This window comes from Streptomyces griseoruber (assembly GCF_001514205.1).
Taxonomy (GTDB): Bacteria; Actinomycetota; Actinomycetes; order Streptomycetales; family Streptomycetaceae; genus Streptomyces; species Streptomyces griseoruber.
Map to the genome: position 1 here is coordinate 1 of NZ_KQ948776.1, position 21,372 is coordinate 21,372.

The following is a 21,372-nucleotide window of genomic DNA, read 5'->3' on the forward strand; positions in this document are numbered from 1 at the left end:
TGCCCGAGAGAATCTCTCAGGTTTTCCTCCGGGCTTCCCTTCGGTCTTGCGTTTCCGACTCTATCAGATCTTTTCTCGATCCGATTTCCTCGGTGCTTTCCAGGTTCCCGCTTTTGTTTCGCGGTTTCCTTTCCGGCGGTTCCGACTTTATCAGAAGTTCCGGGCCGGTCCGACCGGCGGTGGTTTTCCGATTCATCGGGGGGCTTCTGCGGAATCAATGTTCCGAGTCGCCGATAGATTTTCGCTGCTGCCGACCGGATCACATCCAGTTCCAGGCAACTGTTCTAATCTACCTCCCCGCGCTCTCCGTGTCAACGGCTTTTGCGGGAACGAGGAGGACACTAGCAGTTCAGCGGGGCGGTTCGCACATCAGGCGGCTGTCGGCACGGTCGCGCTGCGCTCGGCTGCCTCGACGTCGCCCGTGTCACCGGTGCGGGCCGCTCTGCCGCCGAGGACATAGACGTACCCGAGGAAGGCCAGCTCGGCGGCGACGCCGATGGTGATGCGGGCCCAGGTGGGCAGGTCCGAAGGGGTGACGAAGCCTTCGATGGCGCCCGAGACGAAGAGGACCAGGGCGAGGCCGATCGCCATGGCGATCGCGGCTCTGCCTTCTTCGGCGAGTGCCGTGCGCCGGGAGCGCGGGCCGGGGTCGATGACGGTCCAGCCGAGGCGGAGGCCGGTGCCGGCGGCGACGAAGACCGCTGTCAGTTCGAGGAGGCCGTGCGGGAGCACCAGGCCGAGGAACGTGTCGAGCCGGCCTGCCGAGGACATGAGGCCGACGCCGATGCCGAGGTTGAGCATGTTCTGGAAGAGGATCCAGAGCACCGGAAGTCCCAGGAAGACGCCCAGGACCAGGCACATCGCGGCGGCCTGGGCGTTGTTCGTCCACACCTGGGCGGCGAACGAGGCGGCCGGGTGGCTGGAGTAGTAGGTCTCGTACTGGCCGCCGGGTCGGGTGAGCTCGCGCAGTTCGTCGGGGGCCGCTATGGAGGCCTGCACTTCCGGATGGGTGCCGATCCACCAGCCCAGGAGGGCGGCGACGGCGGTGGAGAGGAGGGCGGTGGGGATCCACCAATGGCGCGAGCGGTAGACAGCGGCGGGGAAGCCCTCGGTGAGGAAGCGGGTGACATCGCGCCAGGAGGCTCGGCGGGTTCCGACGACGGCGCTACGCGCGCGTGCCACGAGTTGGGTGAGCCGGCCGGTCAGCTGGGGGTCGGGGGCTATGGACTGGATCAGGGAGAGGTGGGTGGCGGTGCGCTGGTAGAGGGTGACGAGTTCGTCCGTCTCGGTGCCGGTGAGGCGGCGGCGTCGCCGTAGGAGGGCGTCGAGGCGGTCCCATTCGGCCCGGTGGGCGGAGACGAAGACGTCGAGGTCCATCGGTGTGCCTGCTCCTCGGCTGTGCGTCGGCTGCCGGTGGTGTGTGTCAGGTTGTCGTACTGCGGCGCGATGTGCGCTCAGCTTGGCAGACTGGCTGTTCCAGGGGCAGGTCGGGAAGGGGCGGCGGGCGTGAGTGAGCTGGTGACGGGTGAGGCGGTGGCGTTGGAGCTGCAGCCCGCCAGGCTGCCCAGCAGGGCGCTGGCCCTGTTGCTGGACCTGGTCGTGGTCCTGGTCGTCTATGTGGTCGTGAGTGTCGTTCTGGTGCTGTCCACGGCCTCGTGGGACGACGCGGCACAGACGGCGGTGTCGATCGCCACGTTCCTGCTGGTTCTGGTGGGCGGCCCGATCGCGGTGGAGACGCTCAGTCATGGGCGGTCGCTGGGGAAGACGGCGTGCGGGTTGCGTGTGGTGCGGGACGACGGTGGGCCGATCCGGTTCCGGCATGCGCTGGTGCGGGGTGCGCTCGGGCTGGTGGAGATTCTGCTGACGTTCGGCGTGGTGGCGTGTGTGGCGTCGCTGGTGTCGGCGCGGGGGCGGCGGCTCGGTGATGTGTTCGCCGGGACTCTGGTCGTGCGCGAGCGGGTGCCGGCGGCTCGGGGTGGTTTCGTGCCGCTTCCTCCGCCGTGGCTGGCCGGACGGTTCCAGGAGCTTGATCTTTCGGCGGTGCCGGACGGGTTGTGGTTGGCGATCCGCCAGTACCTGGGGCGCATGAACCAGTTGGATCCGCAGGTGGGCTGGGCGATGGCGGGGCGGCTGGCGGGTGAGCTGGCCGAGCGGACCGGGGTGCCGGTGCCGCCGGGCGTGCCACCGGCCGCGTATCTGGCGGCGGTGGTGCAGGAGCGGCAGGTCCGGGAGGCGCGGCGGATGTTCGGGGGTGGTCCGGTCGGGGGTGGTCTTGTCGCGGGTGGGGCGGGTGTGGGTGGGGGCTTCAGCCCTGCTCCGCCGTCCGGTGCCCGGTCGCCGTACGGACCCCCGTCGTACGGGTCGGCTGCGGCTCATGGGCCCTCGTCTCCGAGCGGTTCCGCCGTGCCGGGGAACGCGTCGGGGGCGGATGGGCCGTCCGTGGTGGTGGAGGGTGCGGAGAGCGGTCGGGGTGAGGGGCGGGGTACCGGGTTCGTGCCGCCTGCGTAGGGGCTTGGGCGTCGGGTTCAGGTGAACGTCGAGGGGGGTGATTCGAGGTCCTCGAGTTCGATGCCGGGGGCTGCGAGAACGACGTCGCCGGCGATGTGCACGGTGTGCTGTTCGCCTGTGTCCAGGGCTGTGACCTGGTATTCGTCCACGGTCAGGGGGGCGTTGTCAGTGGCGTGTGTTTCGCTGTTCACGAGGGCCCAGGACTGGTCGACCGTGCGGGGAGCGAGGACCGGGTCGGTGAAGGCGACGAGGCGTACGCGGGTGGCCGCGGTGGAGGGGGTGAGGCGCAGGAGGCGGGTGGTGGCGACGAGGAACGCGGGTGAGGTGCCGGTGAAGGCGTGGGCGGGGGTGTTGCCTTCGGTGGCGTGGGTGCCGGTGGGGTCGGTGCGGACCCAGGTGACGCCGTCCAGGGCGGCGCCGCGGACCTGCCAGCTGCTCGCGTGGAGTTCCAGGCGGAGGGGGCGGCCGAGGTCGTCGAGGGTGAGGTCGACGGAGCCGGTGTGTTCGCCGGTGGGGGTGGTCAGCTGGGAGACGTAGCGCCAGCCGGAGGGGCCGGGGGCGCAGTGGAAGTGTTCGTGCGCGAGGGGGGTGTGATCGTGGGGATCGTGGAGTGCATAGCGGCCGCGGGGCATGGGGGTCCTGGGGGGTGACGGGTTGGTCGGGGCGCCGCGGCGGTCCGGCCGAGGGGCCGAAGGGGCAGGCCCCCGACACGGGGGTGCGGGGGCCTGTCTCTGAGGTACTGCTGCTCGCTGGTGCGGCTGCGGGCCGGGAGCCCGCTGCCGGATCAGTAGCGGTAGTGGTCCGACTTGTACGGGCCGTCGACCTGGACGCCGATGTAGGCGGCCTGCTCCGGGCGGAGGGTCGTCAGCTTGACGCCGAGGGAGTCGAGGTGGAGGCGGGCGACCTTCTCGTCGAGGTGCTTGGGCAGCGTGTAGACGCCGACCGGGTACTCGTCGGGCTTGGTGAACAGCTCGATCTGGGCCAGGGTCTGGTCCGCGAAGGAGTTGGACATCACGAACGAGGGGTGGCCGGTGGCGTTGCCCAGGTTCAGCAGGCGGCCCTCGGACAGGACGATGAGGACCTTGCCGTCGGGGAAGGTCCAGGTGTGGACCTGCGGCTTGACCTCGTCCTTGACGATGCCGGGGACCTTGGCGAGGCCGGCCATGTCGATCTCGTTGTCGAAGTGGCCGATGTTGCCGACGATGGCCTGGTGCTTCATCTTGGCCATGTCGGCGGCCATGATGATGTCCTTGTTGCCGGTCGTGGTGATGAAGATGTCGGCCTTGTCGACGACCTCGTCGAGGGTCGTGACCTGGTAGCCGTCCATCGCGGCCTGGAGGGCGCAGATGGGGTCGATCTCGGTGACGATGACGCGGGCGCCCTGGCCGCGTAGGGACTCGGCGCAGCCCTTGCCGACGTCGCCGTAGCCGAAGACGACGGCGGTCTTGCCGCCGATGAGGACGTCGGTGGCGCGGTTGATGCCGTCGATGAGGGAGTGGCGGCAGCCGTACTTGTTGTCGAACTTCGACTTGGTGACGGCGTCGTTGACGTTGATCGCCGGGAAGAGGAGGGCGCCGTCGCGCTGCATCTCGTAGAGGCGGTGGACGCCGGTGGTGGTCTCCTCGGTGACGCCGCGGATCTCCGAGGCGAGCTGGGTCCACTTCTGGGAGCCGTCGGTGATGGTGCGGTTGAGGAGCTCGAGGATGACGCGGTGCTCGTCGTTCTCGGCGGTGTCGACGGAGGGGACCTTGCCGTCCTTCTCGTACTCGACGCCCTTGTGGACGAGGAGGGTGGCGTCACCGCCGTCGTCGAGGATCATGTTCGGGCCGCCGGTGGGGCTGTCCGGCCAGGTCAGGGCCTGCTCGGTGCACCACCAGTACTCCTCCAGGGTCTCGCCCTTCCAGGCGAAGACGGGGACGCCCTGGGGGTTGTCCACGGTGCCGTGGGGGCCGACGGCGATGGCGGCGGCGGCGTGGTCCTGGGTGGAGAAGATGTTGCAGGAGGCCCAGCGGACCTGGGCGCCGAGGGCGACCAGGGTCTCGATGAGGACGGCGGTCTGCACGGTCATGTGCAGGGAGCCGGTGACGCGGGCGCCGGCGAGGGGCTGGGCCTCGGCGTACTCCTTGCGGATGGCCATGAGGCCGGGCATCTCGTGCTCGGCGAGGGTGATCTCCTTGCGGCCGAAGGCGGCCAGGGAGAGGTCGGCGACCTTGAAGTCCTGTCGGTTGTCGACAGTCGTCATGGTGAGCTGCTCCTCGGTGGTTGGTTCGAGGTGTGGACAGGGCTGGTCTGCGCGGCGGCGGACACAGGGGTGCCCTGAAGGGGACACAGGCATGCCCGCGTGCGCGCAGCGCAGTCCGTCGGAGGCCCTCTCTCCCTCGGTCGGTCCGCTGCGGGACCGCCCGACCGCCATCAGCAGCGACGTCTGGCTCCGTTCCAAGCTACACCGGAGGTGGCGGGCGGCCCCAGTCCGTCTGCGAACAGATCGCGCCGTTCCGGGTCGGTGAGGGGGAAGGCCGCAGGGCCCGCCGGTGGTGCGGCGGGCCCTGTCGGGGAGGTGTCGGGGGTGGTCAGTGGTCGGCGGGGTGCCGGTCGGGGCCGCCGGGGGTGGCCTCGGGGTCGGCGCCCTTGGCGGCTTCGGCCTCGCTGTAGATGTCGGGTTCGAGGTAGATGACGCGGGCGATGGGGACGGCTTCGCGGATGCGGGCCTCGGCGGCGTCGATGGCGGTGGCGATCTGGGCCGCGGTGTCGTCGTGCCGGACGGCGATCTTGGCGGCGACGAGGAGTTCCTCGGGGCCGAGGTGGAGGGTGCGCATGTGGATGATGCCGGTGACGGTGTGGCCGTCGACGATGGCGGTCTCGATCTTCTTGACGTCTTCGAGGCCGGCGGACTCGCCGAGGAGGAGGGACTTGGTCTCGGCGGCGAGGACGAGGGCGATGAGGACGAGGAGGACACCGATGCAGACGGTGCCGATGCCGTCCCAGACGCCGTCGCCGGTGAGGAGGGCGAGGCCGACGCCGCCGAGGGCGAGGATCAGGCCGATGAGGGCGCCGAAGTCCTCCAGGAGGACGACGGGCAGTTCGGGGGCCTTGGCGCGGCGGATGAACTGCGACCAGGACAGGGAGCCGCGGAGTTCGTTGGACTCCTTGATGGCGGTGCGGAAGGAGAAGCCCTCGGCGATTATCGCGAAGACGAGGACGCCGACCGGCCAGTACCAGTGCTCGATCTCGTGGGGGTGCTGGATCTTCTCGTAGCCCTCGTAGATGGCGAACATGCCGCCGACGGAGAAGAGGACGATGGAGACGAGGAAGGCGTAGATGTAGCGCTCGCGGCCGTAGCCGAAGGGGTGCTGGGGGGTGGCTTCGCGCTGGGCCTTCTTGCCGCCGATGAGGAGGAGTGCCTGGTTGCCGGAGTCGGCGAGCGAGTGGACGCCTTCGGCGAGCATCGACGAGGAGCCGCTGAAGGCGAACGCCACGAATTTGGATGCCGCGATGGCGAGGTTGGCGCCGAGTGCCGCCACGATCGCCCTGGTGCCGCCTGACGCGCTCATGTGTTCGCGTTGTCCCTTCGCCTCGCGTACGTGTCTCGTACGTCCTGTTCGCCGTCCGGGGTCTCTTTGCCCGGCCTTTGCCGGTGGGTCATTGTTGCAGCCCTGTCCGGCGGCGGTTCGTCAGGTGTCCACCAGCCCGGTCAGACAATCACCGTGGCGCGGAAGAGGGTTCCGGCTCCGGACACCTCGGCCTTCTCGCCGGCGGGGACGAAGACCGCCTGGCCGGGGGCGAGTTCGTGTTCTCCGGTGCGTACCGTTCCGGCGGTGCAGAGGAGGATCTGCGGGGTCTCGCGGGTCAGGTCGTGGGGGTCGGAGCCCTCGGGGAGGACGTACCGGGAGAGGCGGAACTCGTCGATGGGGGTCTCGTAGACCTCTTCGCCGTCGGGGGAGGCCTCGGGGCGCAGGACGCCGGGGTCGCCGGGTTCGAAGCGGACGATGCGCAGGAGTTCGGGGACGTCGACGTGTTTGGGGGTGAGGCCGCAGCGCAGGACGTTGTCGGAGTTGGCCATGATCTCGACGCCGAGGCCGCTGAGGTAGGCGTGGGGGATGCCGGCGCCGAGGAAGAGGGCCTCGCCGGGCTGGAGCCGGACGTGGTTGAGGAGCATGGCGGCGATGACGCCGGGGTCGCCGGGGTAGTGGTGGGCGATGCCGGCGTAGGGGGCGTAGTCGCCGCCGAGGCGGTCGCAGGCGGCTGCGGCGGCCGTGACCGTGTGGGCCATGTCGTCGGGGTCGGCGGTGAGGACCGCGGTGAGGACCTCGCGCAGGGCCGCCTCTTCGGGGTGGGCGTGCAGGAGGTCGACGTACGGCTTGAGGGAGTCGACGCCGAGGCCGTCGAGGAGGGCGGCTGCCCGGAGGGGGTGCCGGAAGCCGCACAGGCCGTCGAACTCGGTGAGGGCGCAGATCAGTTCGGGCTTGTGGTTGGCGTCCTTGTAGTTGCGGTGGGGGGCGTCCACGGGGATGCCGCGGCGCTCCTCGTCGTCGTAGCCCTCCTTGGCCTGGGCGAGGTCGGGGTGGACCTGGAGGGAGAGGGGGGCGCCGGCGGCGAGGAGCTTGAGGAGGAAGGGCAGACGGGGGCCGAACCGGGCCACCGCGCGGTCGCCGAGTTCGCGCTGCGGGTCGGTGTCGATCACCTCGACGAGGGTGCCGCGTTCGGTGCGGGAGGGGGCGCCGGGGTGGGCGCCCATCCACATCTCCGCCTGGGGTTCGCCGGTCGGCTCGGTGCCGAGGAGGTGCGGGATGGCGGTGGGGGAACCCCAGGCGTAGGGGCGGATGGTGTTGTCGAGGCGGTCCATCGGGTTCTCTGCCTGTCTGTCCGGCGCTGCTTGTCTGGTCGTGCTGTGGTGGGGCCCGCGCGGCACGCGCGTGTGGGCCTCAGATCAGGCCTGGGAGGCGAGCGCCAGGTAAACGGCGGCGAAATCCGTGGTGGCGATCAGTTCGGCGAGGGTGACGAGTTCGTCGCCGGGGTCGGGTTCGAGCTCGCTGATCGGGGTGTCGTGGCTGAGGGCCAGGTCGCGGGCGGAGGGGGCGGCGGTGAGGCCGCCGAGGGGGCGGTCGCGCAGGAGTACCACGCGCGCGTGCAGGGCGGGGGCTTCCTCGACGCGGTCACGGAAGAAGTCGTCGGGGTCGGCGCTGGCGGCGAGGGGGCCGGCGAGGAGGGCGCTGTGTTCGGCGAGCGCCTCGGGGAGCTCGGCGACGAGGGCGGGGCGGCCGGCGAGTTCGGCGAGGGCGGAGGCGAAGCGGCGGCCGGCGGGGCCCGCGGAGGCGCCTTCGGTCCAGATCACGGGGAGGGCGTCGGCGAGTTCGGCGGCCAGGGTCTTCGCCGGGTTGCTGTAGGTGGCGATGGCGGGGCCGCAGCGTTCGGCGACCTGGTCGAGGCGGTCGGCGACCTTCTCGAGGGCGTCGGCGGGGGCGGAGAGGAGTGCGATGCGGTCGAGGAGCGCGAGGAGGGGGGTGAGCAGGGCCCACAGGACGCCGGGGGCGGAGGCTGCGGCGGGGGGCTGTTCGTCGTGTTCGTACGGGGCGGTCGCCATCGGTACGAAGAGGCCGTGCGCGGCGTCGGCGGCGTCGGTCAGGGGGGTGCGGGCGGGGGCCACGGCGACGACGGTGCAGCCTCGGCGGTAGGCCTGCTCGGCGAGGAGGGCGAGGCCGGGTTCGGTGCCGTCGGGGGTGGCGATGAGGAGGAGGTCGACGGAGCCGGCCCAGCCGGGGAGTTCCCAGCGCAGGGCGCCGGCGGCGGGGGCGACGCCGCTGGGGGCGAGGCGGACGACGGGGCAGGCGGCGCCGGCCAGGGTGCCGAGGAGGTCGGCGACGCAGGTGGCGGCGGCGCCGGGGCCCGCGATGAGGATCGCGCGGGGGCGGCCGTCGGGCTTGAGGTCGTTCACCCCGGCTTCGGCGGCGTGGCGGGCGGCGGTGCGGACCCGGGCGCCGGCTTCGGCCGCGCCGCGCAGGAGGGCTCGGCGGTCGGCCTCGGCGAGGGCCTCCGGCGTGTCGAGCAGTGAGTCGTCGAGCATGGCGGGGGTCTCCGATCGCCGGGGGATCGTCGGGGTGCCGGGGGGTCTGGATACGCGGTGGTGCCGGTTGGGGCCGTGGTGCCGGGTGCGGCGGTGCCGGCGGCCCGGGCCGGGCGGCGCGGGTGGGCCGGCGTCGCGGGGCGTGGTCGCGCGGGGTGGCACGGCCTCGTGTTACGCGGGGCGGCGGGCCTCGTCGACGAGGAGGACGGGGATGCCGTCGCGGACCGGGTACGCCAGACCGCAGTCCTGGCCGGTGCAGATCAGCTCCGCGTCCTGCTCCTTGAGGGGGGCGTGGCAGGCCGGGCAGGCGAGGATCTCCAGGAGGCCGGCTTCGAGCGGCATGAGGTGTCCCTTCGGGTGCGTGCGGGGGTGGCTGGATGTGCCTGGTCAGCGTACCGCCGGTGGGGGTGGGGTGGTGGGTGGTGTCGCCCCGCCGCCCTTGCCCGTCCCGCTCGCCGGGGGCTTCGCCGCCGTCCCCTGGGGCGGTGTCCCCGGGCACCCCGGGCGGGGCCGCGCGCCGCTCGGCCCGCGAGCCCCGCGGGGCGTCCTTATGCGCGGATGATCGCCAGGGCCTCGTCCCTGATCTTGGTCATGGTGGGTTCGTCGCGGGCCTCGGCGTTGAGGCGCAGGAGGGGTTCGGTGTTGGAGGGGCGGACGTTGAACCACCAGTCGGGGGTGGAGACGGTGAGGCCGTCGAGTTCGTCGAGGGTGACGTCGGGAACGCCGGTGTAGGCGGCCTTGATCGCGGCGATGCGGTCGGCCTGGTCGGCGACCGTGGAGTTGATCTCGCCGGAGCCGGTGTAGCGGTCGTACGCGGCCACGAGGGAGGACAGGGGGGTCTTCTGGCCACCGAGGGCCGCCAGGACGTGGAGGGCGGCCAGCATGCCGGTGTCGGCGTTCCAGAAGTCCTTGAAGTAGTAGTGGGCGGAGTGCTCTCCGCCGAAGATCGCTCCGTGGCGGGCCATCTCGGCCTTGATGAAGGAGTGGCCGACGCGGGTGCGGACGGGGCTGCCGCCGTTCTCCTCGACCACCTCGGGGACGGTCCGGGAGGTGATCAGGTTGTGGATGACCGTGCCCCGGCCGCCGTTGCGGGCGAGTTCGCGGGCGGCGACCAGGGCCGTGATCGCGGACGGGGAGACCGGGTCGCCGTGCTCGTCGACGACGAAGCAGCGGTCGGCGTCGCCGTCGAAGGCGAGGCCGAGGTCGGCGGACTCCGCGCGGACGCGCTGTTGCAGGTCCACGAGGTTCGCCGGGTCGAGGGGGTTGGCCTCGTGGTTGGGGAAGGTGCCGTCGAGGTCGAAGTACAGGGGGACGACGGTCAGGGGCAGGCCGTCGAACACGGTGGGGACGGTGTGGCCGCCCATGCCGTTGCCCGCGTCGACCACGACCTTCAGGGGGCGGATGGAGGTCAGGTCGACGAGTGAGCGCAGGTGCGCCGCGTAGTCCTTCAACGTGTCGGTCCGGGTGAGGGTTCCCGGCACGGCGGCGGCCTCGGGCGCGCCGGTGTCCGTCCAGCGCTCCACCAGGGCGCGGATGTCCGCCAGTCCGGTGTCCTGGCCGACGGGGGCGGCGCCGGCGCGGCAGAGCTTGATGCCGTTGTACCGGGCGGGGTTGTGCGAGGCGGTGAACATGGCGCCGGGCAGGTTCAGGGCGCCGGAGGCGTAGTAGAGCTGGTCCGTGGAGCACAGGCCGATCTGGGTGACGTCGACGCCGAGTGCCGCCGCCCCGCGCGCGAAGGCGCCGCTCAGGCCGGGTGAGGAGGGGCGCATGTCGTGGCCGACGACGATCGCCTCGGCGTCGGTCACCCGGGCGAAGGCCGCTCCGAAGAGTTCGGCGAGGGACTCGTCCCACTGGTCCGGGACCACCCCGCGGACGTCGTACGCCTTCACGATCTGCGACAGATCAGCAGCCACGGGCCACCCTTCCTGAAAGTCCTGTTCAGTCGCCACAAACTACCCGGAACGGTTCGGCGGCTGCGGTGCGTCCGCGCGGTGGCCCCGCAGAAGTAACCTTGCGCACCAACCCGGGACACCCCGGGAGGACAGTCACCCGTCATGCGGAAAGCGGTTTCGCGAGTGTCGGCCGGATCGCGGGACCGTGTTCGCGACCGGCGGGCATCGACGGGGCGTCAGAAGCTGCCGGGCGAAGGGGGGCTTACGGGGGTTCAGTTGTCCGGTGAGCGCAGGACGCGCAGGTGGCCGCGGCGGGCGACCTCCATCGGGTCCGCGCCACGTCCGCCGCCACCGGCCTGTGCCGCGCGTTCCTGCGGGCGGGCCGCCTCGCGGACGGCGTTGGCAAGCGCTTCCAGGTCGTCACCAGTGGGCCGTGCGGGAGCCGAGCCGTCGAGCAGCCGGACGACCTCCCAGCCGCGCGGGGCGGTGAGGCGCTCGGAGTGCTCGGCGCACAGGTCGTAGCAGTGGGGTTCGGCGTAGGTGGCGAGCGGGCCGAGGACCGCGGTCGAGTCGGCGTAGACGTACGTCAGCGTCGCGACGGCGGGTCGACCGCAGGCGGTTCGCGAACAGCGACGTACAGGGCTCACGACGTTGGACGGTACCGCACTCTTGAGCGGGCCGCGACGACTCTCCACCAGGTCACTCCACCGTGTCGTGTTGTGAAACGCCCCACGGGCCTCTCCAGTCATACCCCGCTGACCTGCGCGAACACCAGTCATTAGCGAGAAGAAGACGAAGCCTCGCAGTCACCGGGTAGTACAAACAGCATCAATTGCCATGAGTTCACCGGTCTCGGAGAGATACGGAATCGAGCCCAACCTTGGCCGGAATGGTCATCCTGCGACAGAGGGCGCGGGCCCGGCCGGACGCGTCCGGGATGCCGCGTGGGGCCGGACGGCGGGTCGCGGCGGGGTCTACCCTTCAGTAGTGATGGACAGCCCCGTACCGCCCCGTGCCGCAGGCCCCGGACCCCGCCGCCGTGATCGCCACGGCCGTGGCATGCGGGGACCGATCGCGCCCCCTCAGGTGCCGTTGGCCGCGAGCCGCGCCGACGCGTTCGCCGATCTGGTGCAGGACTCCGTGGAACGGCTGGAGCGGCGCTGGCCGCAGCTCGCCGAGATCGACTTCATGGTGCTCGAGGTGCCGCGCCCGGCCGCGGCCGGCGAGCCGTGGAACGACGAGGCGGTGCCCCTCGGCGGGACGGCTCCCGCGCGCGAGGGACGGCGGGCGCGGGTGGTCGTCTACCGGCGCCCGGTCGAGATCCGCACCAAGGGGCGCGACGAACGGGCCGCGCTGGTGCACGAGGTGGTCGTGGAACAGGTGGCGGAGCTGCTGGGGCTGACCCCCGAGACGGTGGATCCGCGCTACGGCGACGAGGACTGACCACCACCGTCTCGCGCTATGACCGGTCGGGTTGTCTCCGACCCGGTCGGGTCACTTCTGCAGCACCGCCATGTTCTCGTCCGCCCGGGGGACCTCGACCGTGCCCCGGTCGTCCGGCAGGGTCTGGATGGTGAAGCCCGGGACGCCCTCCTCGGTCGCCGCGAGGGTGCGGGCCGCGTAGACGGGGGTGTCGGTGAGGGGTTCCACGGTCAGGGCGAAGGTGCCCTTCAGGCCCGAGGGGACGGGGAGTTCGACGTCCTGGGTCGTACCGGACCTGATCGTGTACGTCTTGGAGGCGGCCGTTCCTCCCTCGCTGCCCGCGGACGCGGTGACCTTCACCTTGGCGGTGCCCTTGGGGGCGGTCAGGGAGAGGGTGGAGCCCTTGGCGGTGTTGTCGGCGGCGGACGCGCGCGTGCCGACCGGAGCGGACGCGGGGATGAACGCCGACTCCTGGTTGGCCCCCTTGCCGCGCAGCACCCGTACGGCCGCGACGACCGGCACCGACCGGTCGGTGGGCGTCAGGACGATCGAGCCCGCCTCGCCGCGTGTGACGTCGCCGAGGTCGACGGCGGTCGTCATGCCTCCCTTGACGTGCACGGTCTCGTGCCCGGCCGGGGTGATCAGACCGCTCGGGGAGGCCAGTTGGACCTTCAGGTCGGCGTCGGCGTCACCCGGCGCGTAGGCGATCAGCCGGACCGCGGTGGCGTCCTTGGGGATGCCGGGGATGACCAGGCCGGCCGCCGGGTCGGTGGCGGCGGCCAGCCAGTCGCCGCCGAGCTTGTCGTCCAGGGCCTGCACCGCGGCGCCCACGCGGCCGCTGCGGACGTTGACGTGGACGGTGAGGTCGTCCTCCTTGTCGTCGGTGAGCGTGGACAGCAGGATCGGCTCGCTGGAGTGCGGGGGAACCGTGATGCCCTCCCCCACCGTGGTCTGCAGGGCGCCGTCCTTGCCGTAGAGCTCGATGTCGGCGACGGCGGCGGAGTCGTCCGGGTTGGTGAGGTGGACGTAGTCCGTGCGGTCGGCCGCCGTGCTGGCGCCGGGGAACCAGAACTCCGTGTCCGCGGGGGTGCAGGTGACGCCCTGCAGGCCGCGGCCGGAGCCGGCGGCGACCTCGGTGGTCTCCTGGACCGTCCAGCCGGGCGCGAACTTCCCCTCGGCGGTGCCCACGAGCGCGGGCGACTCCCCGCCGTCGGTGTCGCCGGTGGCGGGGGTGCCGGGCTCCTTGGGGGTGACGACGGGCTTCTCGGACTTCTTGTCGCCCTTGTCCGTCTTCTTGTCCTTGTCCGACGTGTCGCCGGACGTGTCGCCGGCCGTGTCGCCGGACTTGCCGTCGCCCTTGCCGCTCGTCTTGTCGCCGGCCGGGTCCGCCGACTCCACCGTGGCGGCGGCGAGTTCGGCCGTGCCGTCACCGCCCGTGCCCTTGGTGACGGGGGTGAACGACGTGTACGACGTCTGGGCGATGTCGGAGGTGCTGGGCGCCGGGCAGAGCAGGCTGGTGCGCTCCACGGGCAGTACGGCGGCCGCCTTGGCGGAGTCGTCCGGGCCGGCGCCCTTGGGCTCGTTGAGCGTGGCGAACCCGGTGACGGCGGCGAGCGCGGCCGTGGCGGCGATCAGGGACAGGGTGGTGCGGTTCACTGCTGGCTCCCGTCGGGACGCTCGCTGCCGGTGCCGTGGTCGTGCTGCTGCGCCGGGTCGTAGGCGGGGTCGTAGCCCTGGTTGCCGTAGCCCTGGTCGTAGCCGTACGTCTGCTCGTACGGCGTCTGCCCGCCCTGGCCGTCGTAGGCGTAGGGGTCGTACTGGCCGGCCTGGTAGGGGTCGTAGGACTGCTGGTCGTAGCCGCCCGCCGGGTACTGCTGGGCGCCCTGGTACTGCTCGCCCTGGTAGCCGCCGTACTCGGCGCCCGCGTAGCTCGGCTGGTCCCAGTCGCCGTACGTCTGCTGCTGCGGGAGGACGACCGGGGTCTGGTCCGGCGTGTCCTGCGGGGTCTCCTGCGGAGAGGGAGAGGGGAAGTCGTCCGCAGCGGACGGGAAGTCGTCGTCCTGGAGGGCGGGTTCCTCCGCCTCCTCGGCCTGGGCGCGCAGCCGGCGGGCGCGGCGGCCCTCGCCCTCGGCGGGCCGGTCCTCGGCGAGTTCCTCCTCGGGGAGGTCGTCGTCGACGTCGCGGCGGCGGCCGGGCAGGGCGAGGACGATCAGGACGAGGGCCAGGAAGCCCTGCGTCCACAGCCAGGCGGTGTGGGTGAACGGGTCGTCGTAGGTGACGTCGAGCCTGCCGCCGGAGGCGGGGAGTTCGAAGCCCTGGGCCCAGCCGTCGACGGTGGTGCGGGTGAGCGGCCTGCCGTCCAGGGTGGCGGTCCAGCCGTCGGCGGCGGCGTCGGCCAGGCGCAGGATCCGGCCCTCGGAGCCCGACGGGATCGTGGTGTGGATGTCGACCGGGCCCGCGGCGACCGGGGTCGCCGTGCCCTTGCCCGACTCGGTGACGACCGCCGCGCGGGAGACCTCCTGGCCGACCCGCCACAGGGCGCTGCCGTCCTGCTGGCTGAGCCGCTTCAGGCCGGGGGTGGCGTCCAGGACACGGGTGACCTCGCGGGGGGCGCCCTTGTGGACGAGGACGTATCCGACGGCGAACTTGCCGAGCTGGTCGGCCTGGTCGGCGCCGGAGCCGGCGACCAGGTTGGCGACGACCTTGTCGAGCTGCGGGTTCTCACCGTCGGCCGCGGCGAGTTCGGCGTCGCCGAGGCGGGCGCCGGAGCCGCGGACCAGCATGTAGTCGACGTGGGCGGCGGAGTCGCTGTCGAGGACGAGGGTGCGGGCCTGGTCGCGGTTGCCGGCCTCCTCGGCGACGAACGCGGGGACCTGGACGGGGTCGCGGCGCTCCACGGGGCCGTCGGCGCCGCCGATCATCCAGCCGGCGGCGAGCAGCAGCGGGCCCGCGGCGGAGGCGAAGGCGATGAGGGCGGCGACGGGCTGGCGCCAGCCGAAGCTCTGTTCGGCGACCCGCGTGCGTGCGCCGTCGGCGCCGAGGACGGCGGCGGCCAGGAGCGCGAGGCCGTAGACGAGGGTGGCGGGTCCGGCCCAGGTGGAGCTGTTGGACAGGACCGCGAAGACCAGCGCCACCAGGGCGACCGCCCAGGCCGTCCAGATGCCGGACTGACGCTCGCCGCGCAGCAGGGCGGCGAGTGCGGCCAGGACGATGCCGATGAGCATCAGTCCGTCGACCGTGCCGGGTCCGCCGGGGCTGGCGGCGAGCAGGTCGAGCGCGGAGGCGGTGGACGGGGCGTAGTCGAGTCCGGCCTGGGTGAAGAAGCCGAACGGGAGCAGCGACAGCGACCAGGGCGCCAGGAGCAGCAGGGGGGTGCCGAGCTGGGCCAGGAAGCGCAGGCCGTAGGCGGTGATGTCGGTGCGGCGCACGGCCAGCACGGCGAGGCCGAGGACCAGTGCGAGGGGCCAGACGATCGGTGTGAACGCGGTGGTGATCGTCAGCAGCAGTGCGTACGCCCAGGTGGCGCGCCAGCTGCCGCGGGCGCCGGAGGTGTACGTCAGTCCGCTCGCGGCGGCCGCCGCGCGGGCGATGAGGGGCAGCAGGACGGCCAGGACGGCGGTGCCGACGCGGCCGCCGGCGAGGGCGCCGGTGGCGGCGGGCAGGAAGGCGTAGACGACGGCGGCCCACGCGCGCAGGAGGCGGGAGGCGACGAGGGGGCGGGAGGCGAAGTAGGCGGTGAAGCCGGCCAGCGGTACCGAGCAGACGAGCAGCAGGGTCAGGGCGAGGCCGGTGGAGCCGAACAGCAGGGTGGCGAGGGTCGCGACGATCGCGAGGTAGGGCGGGGCGGACGGGGTGCCGCCCGCGCCGACCGGGTGCCAGGCGTCGAGGTAGCGCGACCAGAGTTCGGAGGCGTCGGCCGGGGCGGGCAGCAGGGCGCCGCCCGCGAGGGCGCCGCCGCCGAGGAGGTTGCGGCAGGCGACGAGGGAGACCAGCAGCAGGACCAGGAAGAGCACCGGGCCGGGTTTGCGGGCGATGCGCTTGAGGCGGGCGAACTGCTCGATCTCCAGGAAGTCGGCGTCGTCGCCGCCGGGGCCGGACTCCAGTCCGCCGCCGTGCCGTCCGGCGCCGCCGGCGGTCTCGGTGTCGGAGGAACCGAAGAGGTCGCCGGCGACCTGCTCGACGGTGGCCCGTACGGTCGCGCCGGGCGGCGGGAACAGGGGCCGCAGTTCGCCCTTGTCGATCCGGGGTGCGCCGCGCCTGCGGCGTCCGGCGATGATCCGCTCGGGCCGCAGCAGGGTGCCGAGCAGACCGCGGATCTCGTCGAGAGCCTGTCCCGGGACCTTGCCGACGAGGTAGGCGACCGTACGCAGCAGGGTGCCGAGGACCAGGCGCAGCAGGATCCAGGGCAGCAGTGCCGTACGGCTGTTGACGAGGAGGGTGTAGACGGCGCCGGCCTTGTCGACCTTGTGCGGGGAGGAGGTGGTGCGGCCCGCGCAGTCGACGGCGCGGCGCTCGCGGGAGGCGGCCTCGGCGTGGCGTACGACGGCGTCGGGGGCGACGAGGACGCGGTGGCCGGCGGCGGTGGCGCGCCAGCACAGGTCGACGTCGTCGCGCATCAGGGGCAGCCGGCGGTCGAAGCCGCCGAGTTCCTCGAAGACGTCGCGGCGGATCAGCATGCCGGCGGTGGACACGGACAGCACGGGCCGGACGTGGTCGTGCTGGCCCTGGTCCTGTTCGCGGCGGTCCAGGCCGGTCCAGCGGCGGCCGGAGGAGGCGATGGTGACGCCGACCTCGAGGAGCTGGCGGCGGTCGTACCAGCCGCGGAGCTTGGGGCCGACGACGGCCACGTCGTCGCGGCCCAGTTCGAGTTCGTTGTCCACGACGCGCAGGAGTTCGGCGAGGGCGTCGGGTTCGGGGGCGCAGTCGTCGTGCAGCAGCCACAGCCACTGGACCGGTTCGCCGTGCGGGAGCTCCGGCAGGTCGTAGGCGTCGTCGCGCCACGTACGCGTGACGGGGTCCCAGCCGCTGGGCCGCTTCAGGTACGGCAGTTCCTCGGGGGTGAGGACCGGGGCGGTGCGGTTGGCCTCCTCGACGGCCTGGCCGAAGCCGGTGCGCCGGGCGAGGTGCAGGACGCGGTCGTCGCCGAGGGCCTCGGTGACCAGGCGGGCGGAGTCGTCCGAGCTGCCGGTGTCGGCGGCCATGACGGACTGGACGGGGCGCTCCTGGCCGAGCAGCCCGGCGAGCGCGTCGGGCAGCCAGCGGGCACCGTCGTGGGAGACGAGGACCGCGGTGACGACATGACGCGGAAACTCAGGTGTGGCAGCGCCGCCTTGGTGGCCTGCCGTGTGGCTGTGCACGGACATCGAGGTACGGGCCCCGGTTCGGTGGACGTGGTGGACGCCTGCGCCGCGTGAGGGCGGCGGGGTGTCTCGGACGAGCGACCACACTATCGGCTGGGCACGACGGCGGCCCGCAGCCTGTGGACAACCCACCTGCGACGGGCCGTTCACCGCCGCGTCCGCCCGTGCCGGGCGGCCTGCGCCCCGGGGGGGCGGCTCGGGTCCGGGCGGGGCCCGTCCGTCAGACGGCGGCCTTCTTCAGCCTGCGGCGCTCGCGCTCGGACAGACCGCCCCAGATGCCGAAGCGTTCGTCGTTGGCGAGGGCGTACTCGAGGCATTCGGAGCGGACCTCGCAGGCGAGACAGACCTTCTTGGCCTCGCGGGTCGATCCGCCCTTCTCGGGAAAGAAGGACTCGGGATCGGTCTGGGCGCACAGTGCGCGCTCCTGCCAGCCGAGTTCCTCACCCGCGTCGTCGACCAGCAGTTGCTGCACCAGCTCGGTCATGTGCGCCCCTCGCTCTGTCTTTCGCGTCCCCGTGTACCTGGCCGTTTACCGATGTCGGTGCCTTGGCCCATTACCGATGTCGGCTGAACGACACGAGTGAAATTACAAGTGTGCTGCTCCGGGCGAGTCAAGCCGAGATCTGCTATTGAGCCCCTTATTCACTCTGCGGAACCAAGGCCGTGCGGTAAGTGTTCAAATCGCCATAAACCTTGACATGCAGATGAGGCCCTGGAGGGCGCGAACCCCGCACAGTGCTTCCACGGGGAAGGACGCCCGTAAGTTCGATCCCGTTGCGTCACAACGGCCTCCGCGTCCGGCTTGTGCCTCGTGTGTCCCGGGGGACATGTGCACAAACCTTTCACCTCTCGGATGCACCGGATGAGGTGAACCGTGTCCCACATACCGGGCGTCGAGTTGACACCGGCAGGTGTGAACCGATGTCCTTGTGGGCATGCTCGCGAACTCGGCACTCACCTCGACCCGCTCCGCCGGGTCCCACGGTGCTGCTCGTGCTCGCTGTAGCTGTTGTTGCTGTTCCAGCTGTTGAGCCCAACGCGCTCCGGCTGCCCCTTCCGGGTCCACTACGACCCGGCCGCTGTTTCCCTTCGGCCCGCACCAGGGCACCCCTGATCCACCCGTGATCCGGGTGGACGGTACGCGACTCCCAGCCGCCCCCCACTCTTCCGCCGAGGAACCACCCCACCCCATGAACAGCGACAGCGACCTCCAGATCGCCGGCGACATCCTCGAAGTCCCCCACCTCCTCCAGGCCCCCCGCGAGCACCCGGCCACCGTCGCCGAGTTCGTCGGCCTGGCCCGCTCCCTCGCCGCCGACCGCGCCGCGTGGGAGCACCTCGTCCACTACGACGCGGCGAGCCGCTGGTACCACCGGCTGAGCACCGGCCCGGGCTACGAGGTGTGGCTGCTGTCCTGGGTGCCCGGTCAGGGCAGCGGGCTGCACGACCACGGCCGCTCCTCCGGTGTGCTGACCGTCCTGGACGGCGAGCTGACCGAGCGCACGGAGCGGGGCAAGCGGGTGCTGGGGGCGGGCGCGCAGCGGGTGTTCGCGCCGGGGTACGTGCACGAGGTGGTCAACGACGCGCTGGAGCCGGCGGTGAGCCTCCATGTGTACTTCCCCGGGCTCACCGAGATGCCCATGCACCACACGGCGTGCACGGCGCGCGAGACGTACGACACGGTGGACGCCGTCGGCGCGTAGGGCGCGTAGGGCGCGCGGGGCCGCTCCGGGGCGGGCGGGGCTCGTACGGGTGGTCGGGTTGTCCACAGGCGGGGGGTTGTCCACAACCACCCGGCGGACTGTCGGCGGGGCCTGCGAGACTGGCTCCCATGCGCATTGTGGTTCTGGCAGGCGGCATCGGCGGTGCCCGGTTCCTGCGCGGTCTGAAGCGGGCCGTGCCGGACGCGGACGTCACCGTCATCGGCAACACCGGCGACGACATCCATCTCTTCGGGCTGAAGGTCTGCCCGGACCTCGACACCGTGATGTACACGCTCGGCGGCGGCATCGACGAGGAGCAGGGCTGGGGCCGGGCCGACGAGACCTTCCGGCTGAAGGAGGAGCTCGCGGCGTACGGCGTCGGGCCGGAGTGGTTCGGGCTGGGCGACCGGGACTTCGCCACGCACATCGTGCGGACGCAGATGATCGGCGCCGGGTACCCGCTGAGCGCGGTGACCGAGGCGCTGTGCGACCGGTGGAAGCCCGGGGTGCGGCTGATCCCGATGACGGACGACCGGGTCGAGACGCATGTCGCCGTCGAGATCGACGGCGAGCGCAGGGCCGTGCACTTCCAGGAGTACTGGGTGCGGCTGCGGGCGTCGGTGCCGGCCCAGGCGGTCGTGCCGGTCGGCGCGGAGCAGGCGAAGCCGGCGCCGGGGGTGCTGGAGGCGATCGCGGCGGCGGACGTCGTCCTGTTCCCGCCGTCGAACCCGGTCGTCTCCGTCGGCACCATCCTCGCCGTGCCCGGCATCCGTGAGGCGATCGCCGAGGCCGGGGTCCCGGTGGTGGGCCTGTCCCCCATCGTCGGGGACGCGCCCGTGCGGGGCATGGCCGACAAGGTGCTCGCCGCGGTCGGTGTGGAGTCGACGGCCGCCGCGGTCGCCGAGCACTACGGCTCGGGGCTGCTGGACGGCTGGCTCGTGGACACCGTGGACGCGGGATCGGTGGAGCGGATCGAGGCGGCCGGCATCCGCTGCAAGGCCGTCCCTCTGATGATGAGCGATCTCGACGCGACCGCGCGGATGGCCCGGGAGGCGCTGGAGCTGGCGGAGGAGGTGCGGACGGCGTGAGCGGTGAGCAGGGGTACCGCGTGTGGGCCGTTCCCGGTCTGCCCGAGGTGCAGGAGGGGGACGACATCGCCAAGCTGATCGCCGCCGCCGAGCCCGGGCTCGCCGACGGGGACGTGCTGCTGGTGACGTCGAAGATCGTGTCCAAGGCGGAGGGGCGGATCGTCCGGGCGGACGACCGGGAGGCCGCGATCGACGCCGAGACCGTACGGGTCGTGGCGCGGCGCGGGGCGCTGCGGATCGTCGAGAACCGGCAGGGGCTGATCATGGCGGCGGCGGGTGTCGACGCCTCCAACACCCCGTCCGGGACGGTGCTGTTGCTGCCCGAGGACCCGGACGCGTCCGCGCGGGCGATCCGGGACGGGCTGCGGGACGCGCTCGGCGTCGAGGTCGGGGTCGTCGTCACCGACACCTTCGGGCGTCCCTGGCGGGCGGGGCTCACGGACGTGGCGATCGGCGCCGCCGGGGTGCGGGTGCTGGACGACCTGCGCGGGGGCACGGACGCGTACGGCAATCCGCTGAGCGCGACGGTCGTCGCGACGGCGGACGAGCTGGCCGCGGCCGGCGATCTGGTGAAGGGGAAGGCGGCCGGGCTGCCCGTGGCCGTGGCGCGGGGCCTGGCGCATGTCGTGGCGGACGGCTCCGACGGCCCCGACGCCTGCGACGGCTCGGGGCAGGGTGCTTCGGCCCTGGTGCGCGGGGCGCGGGACGACATGTTCCGGCTGGGGACCTCGGAGGCGGTGCGGCTGGCGGTGACACAGCGGCGGACCGTGCGCGCCTTCACCGACGAGCCGGTGGATCCCGGTGCCGTACGGCGGGCGGTCGCCGCGGCGGTCACGGCGCCGGCACCGCATCACACGACGCCGTGGCGGTTCGTGCTGCTGGAGTCGGCGGAGTCGCGGGTCCGGCTGCTGGACGCGATGCGGGACGCGTGGATCGCGGATCTGCGGCGGGACGGGAAGTCCGAGGAGTCGATCGCCCGGCGGGTGCGGCGCGGGGACGTCCTGCGGAACGCGCCGTATCTGGTGGTCCCGTGCCTGGTGATGGACGGCTCCCACACCTACGGCGACGCGCGGCGGGACGGGGCCGAGCGGGAGATGTTCGTCGTCGCGACCGGCGCCGGGGTGCAGAACTTCCTGGTCGCGCTGGCCGGGGAGCGGCTGGGGTCGGCGTGGGTGTCGTCGACGATGTTCTGCCGGGACGTGGTGCGGGAGGTGCTCGGACTGCCGCAGGGGTGGGATCCGATGGGGGCGGTGGCCGTCGGGCACGCGGCCGAGGAGCCTCGGGAGCGGGGCGCACGGGAGGTGGAGGGGTTCATCGAGGTGAGGTGAGACGCGGTGA

The 21,372-nt window shown here is 72.4% G+C and carries 17 protein-coding genes; 5 read left to right on the forward strand and 12 right to left on the reverse strand.

The features are described from left to right. Positions 1-369: 369 nt before the first annotated feature. Complete coding sequence (locus AQJ64_RS30450; RefSeq protein WP_059203171.1) at positions 370-1,377, reverse strand: stage II sporulation protein M; 1,008 nt, start codon at positions 1,375-1,377, stop codon at positions 370-372. Between the two features lie 129 nt (positions 1,378-1,506). On the opposite strand from AQJ64_RS30450, the gene AQJ64_RS30455 reads away from it, so the two are divergent. Beyond that, a complete protein-coding gene (locus AQJ64_RS30455) occupies positions 1,507-2,508 on the forward strand; it encodes an RDD family protein (RefSeq protein WP_059203172.1) in 1,002 nt (333 codons plus the stop codon). 17 nt (positions 2,509-2,525) lie between these two features. Here the strand turns inward: AQJ64_RS30455 and AQJ64_RS30460 are convergent, their stop codons facing one another. From AQJ64_RS30460 to AQJ64_RS30490, 8 genes are all read right to left on the reverse strand, one after another. After that, positions 2,526-3,140 carry a hypothetical protein gene (locus AQJ64_RS30460; RefSeq protein WP_059203173.1) on the reverse strand — a complete coding sequence of 205 codons (615 nt, stop codon included), beginning with the start codon at positions 3,138-3,140 and terminating at the stop codon, positions 2,526-2,528. A 152-nt stretch (positions 3,141-3,292) separates the two neighbouring features. Beyond that, complete coding sequence (gene ahcY, locus AQJ64_RS30465) at positions 3,293-4,750, reverse strand: adenosylhomocysteinase (protein ID WP_055638645.1); 1,458 nt, start codon at positions 4,748-4,750, stop codon at positions 3,293-3,295. A gap of 328 nt (positions 4,751-5,078) precedes the next feature. Further along, positions 5,079-6,059, reverse strand: coding sequence for a cation diffusion facilitator family transporter (locus AQJ64_RS30470; RefSeq protein WP_055638646.1), 981 nt, complete (start codon positions 6,057-6,059; stop codon positions 5,079-5,081). Positions 6,060-6,199: 140 nt separating this feature from the next. Further along, the gene (gene manA / locus AQJ64_RS30475; protein ID WP_059203174.1) at positions 6,200-7,351 is read right to left on the reverse strand and encodes a mannose-6-phosphate isomerase, class I; all 1,152 of its coding nucleotides are present in this window, start codon (positions 7,349-7,351) and stop codon (positions 6,200-6,202) included. An 84-nt stretch (positions 7,352-7,435) separates the two neighbouring features. Beyond that, on the reverse strand, positions 7,436-8,569 hold the full coding sequence (locus tag AQJ64_RS30480) for an SIS domain-containing protein (RefSeq protein ID WP_059203175.1): 1,134 nt from the start codon (positions 8,567-8,569) through the stop codon (positions 7,436-7,438). Positions 8,570-8,740: 171 nt separating this feature from the next. Further along, the gene (locus tag AQJ64_RS46640) at positions 8,741-8,911 is read right to left on the reverse strand and encodes a Trm112 family protein (RefSeq protein ID WP_020940431.1); all 171 of its coding nucleotides are present in this window, start codon (positions 8,909-8,911) and stop codon (positions 8,741-8,743) included. A gap of 206 nt (positions 8,912-9,117) precedes the next feature. Further along, positions 9,118-10,482: a phosphomannomutase/phosphoglucomutase gene (locus AQJ64_RS30485; protein ID WP_059203176.1), complete on the reverse strand. Its 1,365-nt coding sequence runs from the start codon at positions 10,480-10,482 to the stop codon at positions 9,118-9,120. Between the two features lie 251 nt (positions 10,483-10,733). Continuing rightward, on the reverse strand, positions 10,734-11,156 hold the full coding sequence (locus tag AQJ64_RS30490) for a DUF3499 domain-containing protein (RefSeq protein ID WP_055635404.1): 423 nt from the start codon (positions 11,154-11,156) through the stop codon (positions 10,734-10,736). Between the two features lie 295 nt (positions 11,157-11,451). Between AQJ64_RS30490 and AQJ64_RS30495 the strand changes: the two genes are divergently transcribed. Beyond that, entirely contained in the window at positions 11,452-11,904 is a 453-nt protein-coding gene (locus AQJ64_RS30495; protein WP_079062039.1) for a metallopeptidase family protein, read from the forward strand. 51 nt (positions 11,905-11,955) lie between these two features. Here AQJ64_RS30495 and AQJ64_RS30500 read toward each other — a convergent pair whose 3' ends face one another. The 3 genes from AQJ64_RS30500 to AQJ64_RS30510 form a co-directional block, all read right to left on the reverse strand. Then, positions 11,956-13,539 (reverse strand): DUF5719 family protein, encoded by a 1,584-nt coding sequence (locus AQJ64_RS30500; protein WP_055635406.1) that lies wholly within the window; start codon positions 13,537-13,539, stop codon positions 11,956-11,958. Next, on the reverse strand, positions 13,536-17,246 hold the full coding sequence (locus AQJ64_RS30505; RefSeq protein ID WP_055635407.1) for a glycosyltransferase family 2 protein: 3,711 nt from the start codon (positions 17,244-17,246) through the stop codon (positions 13,536-13,538). The genes AQJ64_RS30500 and AQJ64_RS30505 overlap by 4 nt, the downstream gene beginning before the upstream one ends. 217 nt (positions 17,247-17,463) lie before the next feature. After that, a complete protein-coding gene (locus tag AQJ64_RS30510; RefSeq protein ID WP_030792866.1) occupies positions 17,464-17,727 on the reverse strand; it encodes a WhiB family transcriptional regulator in 264 nt (87 codons plus the stop codon). Positions 17,728-18,433: 706 nt separating this feature from the next. On the opposite strand from AQJ64_RS30510, the gene AQJ64_RS30515 reads away from it, so the two are divergent. From AQJ64_RS30515 to AQJ64_RS30525, 3 genes are all read left to right on the forward strand, one after another. Continuing rightward, a complete protein-coding gene (locus tag AQJ64_RS30515; RefSeq protein WP_055635408.1) occupies positions 18,434-18,946 on the forward strand; it encodes a cysteine dioxygenase in 513 nt (170 codons plus the stop codon). A gap of 128 nt (positions 18,947-19,074) precedes the next feature. Further along, the gene (gene cofD, locus AQJ64_RS30520) at positions 19,075-20,034 is read left to right on the forward strand and encodes a 2-phospho-L-lactate transferase (RefSeq protein WP_059203177.1); all 960 of its coding nucleotides are present in this window, start codon (positions 19,075-19,077) and stop codon (positions 20,032-20,034) included. Further along, on the forward strand, positions 20,031-21,362 hold the full coding sequence (locus AQJ64_RS30525) for a coenzyme F420-0:L-glutamate ligase (RefSeq protein ID WP_055636763.1): 1,332 nt from the start codon (positions 20,031-20,033) through the stop codon (positions 21,360-21,362). Before cofD ends, AQJ64_RS30525 begins: the two co-directional genes overlap by 4 nt. The last annotated feature ends 10 nt before the right edge of the window (positions 21,363-21,372 follow it).

Bases quoted from the DNA above. Each gene is read 5' to 3' on its own strand.
- AQJ64_RS30450 (WP_059203171.1), bottom strand. From the start codon at position 1,377: ATGGACCTCGACGTCTTCGTCTCCGCCCACCGGGCCGAATGGGACCGC.
- AQJ64_RS30460 (WP_059203173.1), bottom strand. From the start codon at position 3,140: ATGCCCCGCGGCCGCTATGCACTCCACGATCCCCACGATCACACCCCC.
- ahcY (WP_055638645.1), bottom strand. From the start codon at position 4,750: ATGACGACTGTCGACAACCGACAGGACTTCAAGGTCGCCGACCTCTCC.
- AQJ64_RS30470 (WP_055638646.1), bottom strand. From the start codon at position 6,059: ATGAGCGCGTCAGGCGGCACCAGGGCGATCGTGGCGGCACTCGGCGCC.
- manA (WP_059203174.1), bottom strand. From the start codon at position 7,351: ATGGACCGCCTCGACAACACCATCCGCCCCTACGCCTGGGGTTCCCCC.
- AQJ64_RS30480 (WP_059203175.1), bottom strand. From the start codon at position 8,569: ATGCTCGACGACTCACTGCTCGACACGCCGGAGGCCCTCGCCGAGGCC.
- AQJ64_RS46640 (WP_020940431.1), bottom strand. From the start codon at position 8,911: ATGCCGCTCGAAGCCGGCCTCCTGGAGATCCTCGCCTGCCCGGCCTGC.
- AQJ64_RS30495 (WP_079062039.1), top strand. From the start codon at position 11,452: ATGGACAGCCCCGTACCGCCCCGTGCCGCAGGCCCCGGACCCCGCCGC.
- AQJ64_RS30505 (WP_055635407.1), bottom strand. From the start codon at position 17,246: ATGTCCGTGCACAGCCACACGGCAGGCCACCAAGGCGGCGCTGCCACA.
- AQJ64_RS30510 (WP_030792866.1), bottom strand. From the start codon at position 17,727: ATGACCGAGCTGGTGCAGCAACTGCTGGTCGACGACGCGGGTGAGGAA.
- AQJ64_RS30515 (WP_055635408.1), top strand. From the start codon at position 18,434: ATGAACAGCGACAGCGACCTCCAGATCGCCGGCGACATCCTCGAAGTC.
- cofD (WP_059203177.1), top strand. From the start codon at position 19,075: ATGCGCATTGTGGTTCTGGCAGGCGGCATCGGCGGTGCCCGGTTCCTG.